This window comes from Klenkia soli (genome assembly GCF_900103975.1).
GTDB classification, from domain to species: domain Bacteria; phylum Actinomycetota; class Actinomycetes; order Mycobacteriales; family Geodermatophilaceae; genus Klenkia; species Klenkia soli.
The window spans coordinates 214901-226160 of sequence record NZ_FNIR01000007.1 but is presented as its reverse complement, the minus strand read 5'-3'; the positions used below and the strand labels follow the sequence as shown (position 1 = coordinate 226160).

General features: G+C 76.5%; 9 protein-coding genes. 6 read left to right on the top strand and 3 right to left on the bottom strand.

Going from position 1 to position 11260, the window contains the following annotated elements; all coding sequences use genetic code 11:
* Nucleotides 1–2: 2 nt before the first annotated feature.
* Both dinB and BLS67_RS12785 read left to right on the top strand, forming a co-directional pair.
* On the top strand, nucleotides 3–1250 hold the full coding sequence (gene dinB, locus BLS67_RS12790) for a DNA polymerase IV (RefSeq protein ID WP_242654047.1): 1248 nt from the start codon (nucleotides 3–5) through the stop codon (nucleotides 1248–1250).
* Between the two features lie 197 nt (nucleotides 1251–1447).
* The gene (locus BLS67_RS12785; RefSeq protein ID WP_091245582.1) at nucleotides 1448–1846 is read left to right on the top strand and encodes a DUF3040 domain-containing protein; all 399 of its coding nucleotides are present in this window, start codon (nucleotides 1448–1450) and stop codon (nucleotides 1844–1846) included.
* 102 nt (nucleotides 1847–1948) lie between these two features.
* On the opposite strand, the gene BLS67_RS12780 is transcribed toward BLS67_RS12785, so the two are convergent.
* The 3 genes from BLS67_RS12780 to BLS67_RS12770 are packed head-to-tail and all read right to left on the bottom strand — an operon-like array spanning nucleotide 1949 to nucleotide 6607.
* Entirely contained in the window at nucleotides 1949–4243 is a 2295-nt protein-coding gene (locus BLS67_RS12780) for a transglutaminase TgpA family protein (protein ID WP_242654046.1), read from the bottom strand.
* The gene (locus BLS67_RS12775; RefSeq protein WP_242654045.1) at nucleotides 4240–5595 is read right to left on the bottom strand and encodes a DUF58 domain-containing protein; all 1356 of its coding nucleotides are present in this window, start codon (nucleotides 5593–5595) and stop codon (nucleotides 4240–4242) included. Before BLS67_RS12775 ends, BLS67_RS12780 begins: the two co-directional genes overlap by 4 nt.
* Before the next feature lie 4 nt (nucleotides 5596–5599).
* The gene (locus BLS67_RS12770) at nucleotides 5600–6607 is read right to left on the bottom strand and encodes an AAA family ATPase (RefSeq protein WP_242654044.1); all 1008 of its coding nucleotides are present in this window, start codon (nucleotides 6605–6607) and stop codon (nucleotides 5600–5602) included.
* A gap of 234 nt (nucleotides 6608–6841) precedes the next feature.
* Here BLS67_RS12770 and mraZ point away from each other — a divergent pair, with 234 nt between their 5' ends.
* From mraZ to BLS67_RS12750, 4 genes are all read left to right on the top strand, one after another.
* On the top strand, nucleotides 6842–7276 hold the full coding sequence (mraZ, locus tag BLS67_RS12765; protein ID WP_091245580.1) for a division/cell wall cluster transcriptional repressor MraZ: 435 nt from the start codon (nucleotides 6842–6844) through the stop codon (nucleotides 7274–7276).
* A 519-nt stretch (nucleotides 7277–7795) separates the two neighbouring features.
* Nucleotides 7796–8770 (top strand): 16S rRNA (cytosine(1402)-N(4))-methyltransferase RsmH, encoded by a 975-nt coding sequence (rsmH, locus tag BLS67_RS12760; protein WP_091245578.1) that lies wholly within the window; start codon nucleotides 7796–7798, stop codon nucleotides 8768–8770.
* Nucleotides 8767–9354 carry a cell division protein FtsL gene (ftsL, locus tag BLS67_RS12755; protein WP_091245576.1) on the top strand — a complete coding sequence of 196 codons (588 nt, stop codon included), beginning with the start codon at nucleotides 8767–8769 and terminating at the stop codon, nucleotides 9352–9354. The genes rsmH and ftsL overlap by 4 nt, the downstream gene beginning before the upstream one ends.
* Before the next feature lie 2 nt (nucleotides 9355–9356).
* Nucleotides 9357–11207: a peptidoglycan D,D-transpeptidase FtsI family protein gene (locus BLS67_RS12750; RefSeq protein WP_091245573.1), complete on the top strand. Its 1851-nt coding sequence runs from the start codon at nucleotides 9357–9359 to the stop codon at nucleotides 11205–11207.
* The last annotated feature ends 53 nt before the right edge of the window (nucleotides 11208–11260 follow it).

Below are 11260 nucleotides of genomic sequence, written 5' to 3'. Positions count from 1 at the left end.
CCGTGGACCGGGCTCAGGGCTGCCGCGTGCTGCACGTGGACATGGACGCCTTCTTCGCCAGCGTCGAGGTCCGCCGCGACCCCTCGCTGGCCGGGTTGCCGGTCATCGTGGGCGGGTCGGGCGGGCGCGGTGTCGTCACGTCGGCCACGTACGAGGCCCGGGCCCGCGGCGTGCACAGCGCGATGCCCACCGCGCGGGCGCTGCGGCTGTGCCCCGACGCCGTCGTCGTCCCCGGCGACCTCGCGCTGTACTCCGAGGTCTCCCGCGGCGTCATGGCCGTGTTCCGCACGATCACCCCCCTCGTCGAACCGCTGTCCCTCGACGAGGCCTTCCTCGACGTCTCCGGCGCGGGTCGCCGGCTGGGCGACCCGCTGGCGATCGCCGAGCTGGTCCGCGCCCGCATCCACGACGAGCAGGGCATCACCTGCTCGGTGGGGGTGGCTCCCACGAAGTTCGTGGCCAAGGTCGCCTCGACCCGCAGCAAGCCCGACGGCCTGCTCGTCGTCCGGCCGCACGAGGTCGTCGACTTCCTGCACCCGCTGCCGGTCTCCGCGCTGTGGGGCGTGGGGCCGAAGACCGCCGAGGCCCTGCTGCGGCTCGGGTTGCGCACCGTCGGCGACCTCGCGCACGCCCCCGCCGGCACCGTCGAGCACGCCCTGGGTCGAGGTGCCGGTGGCCACCTGCACGAGCTGTCCTGGGGGCGGGATCCTCGCCGGGTGGTGCCCGACGAGCCCGAGCGGTCCACCGGCGCCGAGGAGACCTTCGGGGCCGACGTCGACGACCCGGTCGTCATCCACCGCGAGCTGCTGCACCTGGCCGAGCGGGTCGCCGGCCGGCTGCGCTCGGCGGGGTTCCTCGCCCGCACCGTCACCCTCAAGGTCCGGTTCGCCGACTTCACGACCATCACCCGCTCCCGCACCCTCGCGGTGCCCAGCGACGTCGGCCAGCAGCTCTACGGCACGGCGCGGGACCTCTTCGACGCCCTGGGGCTGGACCGGGTGCGGGTCCGGCTGGTCGGCGTCCGGGCCGAGCGGCTGGCCCGCACCGGCAGCACGCCCACCCAGCTGGAGCTCGGCGCGCCCGAGCACGGTCGCCGCGACGCCGAGCTCGCCGCCGACCGCGCAGCCCGCCGCTTCGGGGCCGGCGCGGTGCGCCCCGCCACCCTGCTGGGCCGCGCCGGTGCCGGCCGCGCCCACGCCGCGCGCCCGACCGACCGGCCCGGCCACCGACGCGCCGCACCCGACGTGTGAAGCCCCCCGTCCGCGGGAACGTCCACACCTGCCGGGTCGTTCACCCGGTAGCGGACCGCCCCTCCGGGTGATCCGCGACAGACATCCCCGTGTCGGGGGCGACTCGCCTTTCGCACCCAGGCCCGGGCTCGTATCCTCAGGTGCACCGCCGGCGACTCGCCACCGGCGGTACCGAAGGTGGACCTCAGGAGGTCGTCGTGCCGCTCTCCGAGCACGAGCAGAAGTTGCTGGAGCAGATCGAGCGCGCGCTCGTCGACGACGACCCGAAGTTCGCCTCCCAGGTGCGTACCGGTGATCGCCGCAAGGCCGCCCGCCGCAAGCTCCAGGTGGGCGCCCTGCTCGTCGTCGTCGGACTCGCCGCGCTCGTGGGCGGTGCGGCCCTGCCATCCGTGCCGCTGGGTGTCGTCGGGTTCCTGGTCATGCTGGCCGGTGCCGTGCTCGGGGTGCTCAACTACAAGCACGCCACAGGCGCCGTCGAGGCGGGTACCGCCACCGGCGGTCAGCCCAGGGCCGGTGGCCGTGGCGCCCCCAAGGCCCGCAAGCAGCCGCTCAAGGACCGCCTGGAAGAGCGCTTCCGCCGCCGCTACGACCAGTAGCCCGGTCGGCGCCCCGCACTCCTCGACGGCCAGGACCCGTTCCGCACGCGGAACGGGTCCTGGTCGTTCGTCTGGTGCTCCCGCGGGCTGACCGACCGCTGATCAGGCGGGGTGCGGGCGGCGGGGGCGGTGCGCGCCGAGCCAGGCCCTGGTGTCGGCGACGGTGCTCGGCGGGAGCAGTCGGGCCCGCACGCGGGCCCGCGTCGGTGCGCCCCGGCGCAGCGCCCGGGAGACCTCCCCGGCCGGGGTGGCCAGGTCCGTGGGGCCCGTCGCCGCGGTCGGCGGGGCGTAGACCTCGCCCTGCAGGGCCAGCGCCAACGCCTCGACCGCCGGGGCCGCTGCCGGACCCACCCGCTCCACCAGGTCCGCGGCCAGCTGCCGCGGGGTCCCGGTCGACCGCACCGGCACCCCGAGGTCCAGCGCCACGGCCAGCAGCTCGTCCCACACCGCTCCCGGTGCGCCCGTGCCCAGGCGCCGCCTGCGTTGCGCCGCGCGGGCGAGGGCCGGCACCGCCAGCAGCGCCAGGACCCCCAGCGAGCCGCCACCCCACGCCGCGACCGCCCCCCACGGGAGTCCGTCGTCGGCGGTCGGCGTGGCCAGCGGCACGACGGCGTCGTCCCGGTCCAGCTCGGCGCTCGGGCCGGCCGGGGCGCTGGTCGGCGCGGTGGGTGCCGCGGTGGCCTCGGGGGTCGGGGCGTCGGCGCGCTGCGCCCACGGCGAGTCCACGGCGCGGGTCGCGGAGATCGGGGTGGGGTCGAACGTCACCCACCCGAGCCCGTCGTAGAACACCTCGACCCAGGCGTGCGCGTCGGCGGAGGTGATCAGCCGGCTGCCGTCGGGCTGCTCCTGGCCCGGGGTGTACCCCAGCACCACGCGGGCCGGCACCCCGGCGGCCCGCACGAGCACCGCCATGGCCCCGGCGTACTGCTCGCAGTACCCACGGCGCAGCTCGAGGAAGTCGGCCAGGTCGTCACCGGTGGTCCCGGGGGCGGTGCTGAGGCTGTACACGAAGCCGTTGGCCCGGTCGGTGAGGAAGTCGAAGACCGCCCGCACCCGTTGGTCGGGGGTCTGCCCCGCGTTCGTGAGCTGCCCGACCAGGCTCGTCACCCGGGGGTCCAGCTCGGGCAGTGCGGTGAACGCCTGCTGCACCGGGTCGTCACCGGGCAGCGGTGGGCTGGCCGCCAGCTGCTCCACCGTCGGCCTGGCCTCCAGGGCGACCTCGTCCCAGGTGCGGCCACTGGTCCGGGCGCCGTCGCGGCCGAACACGGTGCCGCTGGTGGGGTCGACCCGCCACTCGCCGTCGTCGGCGTCCTCGACCGTCACCTGGTCGACGGAGGAGAACAGCGGGAGGAACCGGTCGTCGTGCTCCACCGCGGTGATCCGGGCCCGGACCTCGCGCGAGGGCACCCCGTCGGCCAGCGGGATCAGGTCGCCCGCGGTGTCGGTGGACTCGGTGGCGTCCAGGTCGCCGATGCCCCAGCCGTCGGCCGAGTACTGGTCCAGCGCGACCGCCCGCAGGTACGACGGGTCGGTGACGTCGGTCTCGAGCCGGAGCAGGTCGATCGGGTCGGGCTGGGTCAGCTGACCCTGCAGGGCGGCCTGCGGGTCCAGCGACGTCCCCGTGCTCGACGGGCCGGAGCCGCTCCCGGTGCTCAGCCCGGCGGCGAAGGAGCCCTCGGCGAGCGTGGGCACCACCACCGGCAGCAGGATGCCGGCCAGCACGGCCAGCGCGCCGGTGCGCAGGGCGGGCAGCACCCCGGTGCCGGCGAAGGCGCCGGGCCCCGACCGCTGGCGCCCGGACAGCCGCAAGCGCTGGTCGGCCCACAGCAGCAGGGCCAGCCCCGCGGCCGGGCCGAGGAAGACCAGCAGCGTCACGTCGCCGGTCGTCGTGGCCACCGGCACGCAGCACAGCACGAGCAGGGCCAGCCCGCCGGCCGCCGGTTGCCGGCCGCCCACGGCCACCAGGTCCACGACGAGGGTGAGGACCCCGACCAGCAGCGTGGTCAGGGCGACCAGGCCGTCCAGCGGGATCGCCGGGGTGGCCTGCTCGCGGATCTCGGTGAAGCCCGACCCGAGCACGCCGACGAGGTCCGCGACGCTGCTCGGGGTCGGCAGGACGCCGAGCAGGGCCCGCCCGGGGGCGAACACGAGGGTCAGCACGACCAGCAGTGCCAGGACCTGGACGACGGGGGCCACCACCTCGGCGGCCACGGTGCTCGACCGCCCCCACCGCTCGTCGAGCTCGCGGACCAGCGCGCCGGACAGGGTGACCGCCGGGACCGCGAGCACCACCGGGACGACCCACCCGCTGGTCAGGAAGACGGGGGTGAGGGCCAGCGAGCCCAGCAGCATCGCCACCGCGACGGCGGTCGAGGTGCCCCACCGCAGCCCGCTCACGCCGGCACCGCCCGGCCGGGCTCGGCATCGGTGGTCGCGCTGCCCAGCCGGGCCCACACCGTCTCGACGGCGTCCTGCGGGCCGGCGGTGACCACCCGCCAACCGGCGGCCCGCAGCGTGGCGGCGGCCTGCTGCTGCCGGTCGGCGAGCTCCTGCGCGGCGCCCGGGGCCAGGGCGGGCCGTCGGCCGCCCCGGCCGGGGGCCGTGCGCCAGGCGGCGACGTCGACCAGGACGGCGACGTCGGTGCCCGGCCCCGACCGCGCGCGGACCAGTGCCGCGACGTCGGCCGGGGACACCGCACCCAGCAGGCAGACCAGCGGACCGCTCTCGGCCACCCGGCGGAGGGCCTGCAGCCCGGTGTCCAGGTCGGCGGCGCGGGAGGCCGACACGGAGGCCAGCCGCTCGGCGAGACCGGGGCGGTCCAGACCCGCGCCGGCGAGGTCACCCGCCTCGGTGACCACCCGCAGGTCGGCGCCCCGGGCCAGCAGGTGGTCGCCGATGCTGGCCGCCGCCTCCACCACCCACTCCAGGGTGTCGGGCGGGGGAGCGGGATCGCCGGTCGGGCCGACGGCGGCGGCGTCCAGCACGTGGGCGCGTTCGCGGGTGTCGACGAGCAGGGTGGCCGAGGACCGCCACGGCTTCTCCTCGAGCCGGACCATCAGCTCGCCGGTGCGCGCGGTCGCCCGCCAGTGCACCTTGCGCAGGTCGTCGCCGCGCCGGTACTCGCGGGTGCTGACGTCGTCCTCGCCGTGCACCGCCAGCGACCGGCGGGCACCCGCCGCACCGCCCCCCGCGCCGCCGGACAGCGACACGGCGCCCAGCGGCCGCACGCGCGGCACGACGAGCAGGGTGGCGGTGTCGACGCCGGACGTGGTCCGCAGGACCAGCCCGAAGGGGTCGACCAGGCGCAGCCGGAGAGGACCCAGCGGGATCCGGCCCCGGCGGGCCCCGTGCACGGGGTAGCGCAGGGCCGCGGTGGCCCCGCTCGGCAGCCGCTCGACCAGGAACCTCGGCCGGGGGCCGAGCTCGGCCGGCAGCTGCTCGGACATCGCCCACAGCCCGCCGACGCGCCGATCGGTGTTGGTGACCTCCAGCAGCACCTCGGCGTCCTGCCCGCGCGGGAGCCGGGCGGGGGAGACGGTGCGCCGGGAGGCCAGCCGGAACCGGGCCCGGGCCACCCCGACGGTCGCCAGCAGCGGCAGCGCGAGGACGAACACCGCCACCTGCACCAGCGATCGCTCGCCCAGCAGGGCGCCCAGCAGCACCAGCGTCACCCCGGCGGCGACCAGGCAGCCGCCGCGCAGCGTGAGGCTGGAGGTGAGCTCGGCCAGCCGGCCGGGGCGACGGCGCACCCGCTCAGCGCCGGCGGGGGACCGGGACGGCGGTCAGCAGGTCGCCGACCACCCGCTCGGGGGTCCGCCGGGCCAGTGCGGCGTCGGGCGTGAGCAGCAGCCGGTGGGCGAGCACGGGCGTGGCCATCTCCTGCACGTCGTCGGGCAGCACGTGGTCCCGGCCGGCCAGGGCCGCGGCCGCCCGCGCCGAGCGCAGCAGCTGCAGGCCGGCCCGCGGCGAGGCGCCCAGCCGCAGGTCGGGACTGCGCCGGCTGGCCTCGACCAGGGACACCACGTAGCGGCGGAGCGGGTCGGCCACGTGCACCCGGGTCACCGCGTCGACCATCGCCCGCACGGACGCGGCGTCGGCGACCGGCTGCAGCCGGGTCAGCGGGTCGACGGTGCCGCGGTCGTCGAGCATGGCCAGCTCGGCGTCGCGGTCGGGGTACCCCATCGACACCCGGGCGGTGAACCGGTCGCGCTGGGCCTCGGGCAGCGGGTAGGTGCCCTCCATCTCCAGCGGGTTCTGGGTGGCCAGCACCATGAACGGCCGGGCGAGCTCGTAGGTGACGCCGTCGACGGTGACCTGGTGCTCCTCCATGCACTCCAGCAGCGCGGACTGGGTCTTCGGGGAGGCCCGGTTGATCTCGTCGGCCACCACGAGGTTGGCGAACACCGCGCCGGGCCGGAACTCGAAGGTGCGCGACTCCTGGTCGAACACGGCGACGCCGGTGATGTCGCTGGGCAGCAGGTCGGGGGTGAACTGGATCCGGCGCACCTCGGAGTCGATCGCCCGGGCCATCGCCTTGGCCAGGGTGGTCTTGCCGACCCCGGGGACGTCCTCGATGAGCAGGTGGCCCTCGGCGAGCAGGACCACGAGCGCCAGCCGCACGACGTCGGGCTTGCCGACGACCACCGTGCCCATCGCCGCGCCGATCCGCGCGCCCTCGGCCTGCACGTCCACGGTCGTGGCCGGCTCGGGACCCCCGTGCCGGGACGCCCCTGCCGACCCCACCGCTGTCGCCTCCGTCACCCCCGCCACGGTACGTGGCCCCGCCGTCCGGGGGGCCGCTCCGCACGTCGGTGCCGGTCTCGTCACTCCTGTCACAGACCCCCACCGGTGGGGGTCCGAGGGGGAAAAGGGGACACGGGGTGCGAAGTGGTGTCCAGTGGGGGCTGGTGGGTTACTGTGGCGCCCGATGGGGAGGCAGGGCCTACAGGGGGACCTGACGGGCCCCCGGGAAGAGCGGGTGGGGGTGGTGGACCGGTGTTCCTCGGCAGCCACGTCCTGCGCCTCGACGAGAAGGGCCGGTTGGCCCTCCCGGTGCGCTTCCGCGAGCTGGCCTCGGGCGGCGTCGTGCTGACCAAGGGGCAGGAGCGCTGCGTCTACGGCCTCACCCACGAGCGCGTAGCCGAGGTCCAGCGGGCCCGCGCGGCCGCCATGGCCGCCGACACCTCCAAGGCCCGCGCCGTCAACCGCCTCGGCTTCGGCTCGATGGTCGAGCTGGAGCCGGACAAGGCCGGCCGCATCACGCTCCCGGCCCTGCTGCGCGACTACGCCGGTCTCGACCGCGACGTCGTCGTGGTCGGGGTCGACACCCGGTTCGAAATCTGGGACGCCACCGCCTGGGACGCCTACGTCGCCGAGCAGGAGGCCGCCTACGCGGAGAGCGAGAGCGAGGGGATGCCGACCCTGTCCTGACCCCCGGGCCCCACCGCGCCGCCACCGAGCCCCACGGCGGCCCCCGGGACCCACGATGCCCCACCCGCCAGCAGCCCGAGCCCACTTCCCCGGGGCTCGGACCCGGACCCGCCAGCCGACTTCCCCGCGGCTGGACCCGGCGCCGGCGGCCAGCACCACCGCACAGCACGACCGCACAGCACGACCTGCTCCCTGACCCGAGCAGCAGCCGCACCCGATGCGGGGCCCATGCCGGTGACCTTCCCCGTCGCCGGACGGGCCCCGCGGTGGGGCGGGAACGCCCCGCGCCGCACCTGCCGGACGCCCCCGGGCGCGCCGACCCGGACACCCCGCACCACCTGGACCCGGGCACCACCCGGCTCCGACCAGTCACACCAGCCCCACCCGCACCACGAGCACCGCACGACCTGCACCACCGAGTGGAGATCGGCCAGAACTCGCCGAGAACCCCGGAGCAGCACCGACGTCCCACGGCCGGGACGGACGCCCCGCAGCACGGATCGCACCAGGAGGCCCGCGATGAGCGCAGACGAGCAGCCCGCGCTGCACGTCCCCGTGCTGCTCGACCGGGTCACCGAGCTCCTCGGCCCCGCGTGCGCCGCCGAGGGCGCCGTGCTGGTCGACTGCACCCTGGGCCTGGCCGGGCACTCCTTGGCCATGCTGGACGCGCACCCCGGGTTGCGCCTGGTCGGCCTGGACCGCGACCCCGACGCCCGCGCCGAGGCAGCCCGGCGGATCGCCGCCGCCGGCCACACGGACCGGGTCACCCTGGTGCCCGCCGTGTTCGACGAGCTGCCCGACGTGCTCGCCGACCTCGGCATCGACGAGGTGCAGGGCATCCTGTTCGACCTCGGGGTCTCGTCCCTCCAGCTCGACCGGCCCAGCCGCGGCTTCAGCTACGCCACCGACGCCCCGCTGGACATGCGCATGGACCCCAGCGGCCCGCGCACCGCCGCCGACGTCGTGAACACCTACTCCCGCGGCGAGCTCACCCGCGTGCTGAAGGTCTACGGCGAGGAGCGGTTCGCCGGCCGCATCGCCGCCGCGATCGAGCGCGAGCGGACCCGCGAGCCCTTCACCGGCACGGCCCGGCTCGCCGAGCTCGTCCGCGACGCCATCCCCGCCGCCACCCGACGGACCGGTGGCCACCCGGCGAAGCGGTCCTTCCAGGCGCTGCGGATCGAGGTCAACGACGAGCTGGGGGTGCTCACCCGCGTGCTCCCGGCCGCCGTGGACGCCCTCGCCGTCGGCGGCCGTGTCGTCGTCATCACCTTCCACTCCCTGGAGGACCGGATCGTGAAGCAGGCCCTGGCGCTCGGCGCCACCGACGCCACCCCACCGGGCATGCCGATGCCCATGCCCGAGCACGCGCCGATCCTGCGGTTGCTGACCCGGGGCGGCGAGGCCCCCTCCGACGCCGAGACCGCCGCCAACCCCCGGGCCGCCTCGGCCCGCGTCCGCGCCGCCGAGCGCGTCCGGCGGGCCGGCTCGTGAGCGCGGCCCGTGCGGCGAGCACCCGGTCCGCCTCCCGGTCGACCGCCTCCCGGTCGACCGCTGCCCGGACCACCAGTGCCCGCTCGACCGCTGCCCGGACGACGTCGACCCACCCGCGCACCGGGACCACCCGCCGCACCGGACCGGTGCACGTCCGCCCGCAGCTGCGGCTGGTCACCGCCCCGGTCGGCACACCCACCCGGCCCCGCCGCGCGGCGGCCGCCCGACCCCGCCGTGCGCCGTTCGTGGTCCTGCTGGTCGTGCTGATCTCGGCCACCGCCCTGGGCCTGCTCGCGCTGAACACCGCGATCGCGGTCGACTCGCTGCGGGCCAGCCAGCAGAAGGCGGCGAACACCGAGCTCTCCCAGCAGGTCGACCGGCTGGAGCAGCAGGTGACCACGGCGCGCACCCCGGCCCAGCTGGCCGCCGACGCCGCCGCGGCCGGGCTGGTCCCGGCCGACACCGCCGGGCACCTGGTGCTCGGTCCCGACGGCACCTCCGTGGTGCGCGGCGCCCCGGTGCCCGCCCCCGCTCCCGAGCCCGCGCCGGACGCCGGCGCGGCCCCCGCACCGGCCGGAGGCTGACGATGGACCGCCGACCCGACCCCTCCCGCCGTCCCGTCCGGGCGAGCGGCCCCCGCCGGCCGTCCTCGGGCGACGCCTTCCGCCCGCGGCGCGAGCCGGGCACCCGGCGCACCCGCGGCCTGTCGCCGGCCGTGCGGACCAAGCGCAACAAGCTGGGCCTGACCGTCCTGGTGCTGCTGCTGGTCGCGGTGGCCACCAAGCTGGTCGTGCTGCAGGGCTTCGACGGCGCGGCCTACGCCGCCGACGCCTCGGACGAGCGCATGCGCACCTTCGACATCGCCGCCATCCGCGGTGCGGTGCTCGACCGCGACGGCAACCCGCTGGCCTACACCGTCGACGCCAGCCGGGTCGTCGCCGACCCCAGCATCGTCGAGGACCCCGAGCGCACGGCGCTGGCGCTGACCACGCTGCTGGGTGTCCCCACCTCGGAGCTGGTGGAGAAGCTGTCCGGCGAGGGCCGGTACGTGGTGCTGGCCGAGCACGTCGACACGGCCACCAGCGACCAGGTGACCGACCTGGCCCTGGCCGGCATCGTGCTCGAGGACGACCCGGTCCGGCTCTACCCGGCCGGCGCGGTCGGCGGGCAGATCGTCGGCTTCGTCGGCAGCGACGGCGACGGGCTGGCCGGCATCGAGCAGCGCTACGACGACGTGCTGTCGGGCACCGACGGCCAGCGCCGGGTCGAGGTGGGCGCCGGCGGCGTCGCCATCCCCGCGGGCATCGACGAGTCCACCCCCGCGGTGGACGGCTCCGACGTCACGCTGACCATCGACGAGGACCTGCAGTACACGGTGCAGCAGCGCCTCGACCAGGCCTGCGCCGACGGCGCCACCACCCAGGGCTCCGCCGTCGTGCTCGACGTGCACACCGGCCAGGTCGCCGCCATGGCCACCTGCCCGGGCTACGACCCGAGCCAGGCCCGCACCACCGACCCCGACCTGCTGGGCCTGCCCGCGGTCTCCGACGTCTTCGAGCCCGGCTCGGTGATGAAGGCCGTGACGCTGTCGGCGGCCATCGAGGACGGCCACGCCACCCCCGACACGGTGCTGAGCGTCCCCGGGCACATCCAGGCCGGGGACGTCGTCGTCACCGACGCGCACGACCACGCGAACATCGACTGGACCGTCACCGGCATCCTGGCGAAGTCCAGCAACGTCGGCACGATCATGCTGGCCCGCGAGGTCGGCGACGCCCGGCTCGAGGAGTACATGCGGGCCTTCGGCCTGGGCGCGCAGACCGGCATCGAGCTGCCCGGGGAGAGCGCCGGCATCCTGCAGGACTCCGCCGACTGGACCGCCTCGCGAGCGGCCAACGTGCCGATCGGGCAGGGCGTCTCGGTGACCGCGCTGCAGATGGCGTCGGTGTACCAGACCATCGCCAACGGGGGCGTCCGCATCCCGCCGCGCATCGTCGAGTCGGTCACCGCCCCGGACGGCACCGTGACCCCCGAGGCGCAGCCCGACGGCACCCGGGTGATCAGCGCGTCCACCGCGCAGCAGATGGCCTACATGCTCGAGGCCGTGGTCGGCCCGGGCGGCACCGCGCCGCTGGGCGAGGTCGACGGCTTCCGGGTGGCCGGCAAGACCGGCACGGCGCAGCGGGCCAACCCCGAGTGCGGCTGCTACGACGGCGGTGGGTACTTCACGACCTTCGTCGGCTTCGCCCCGGCCGACGACCCGCAGTACGTGATCGCCGTGGACCTCGAGCGCCCCTCCAGCGACGCCGAGGGCGGCCAGGTCGCCGCGCCGGTGTTCGCCGACCTCATGCGGTACGTGCTCATGACCGACGACGTCGTCCCCTCCGGCACCGCCCGTCCGGACTTCCAGCTCACCGGCACCGCACCGACGGGCTGATCACCGGGTCGGGAGGCTGGGTCGACATGAGGGGACGGTGCGTCCCGCCGGTA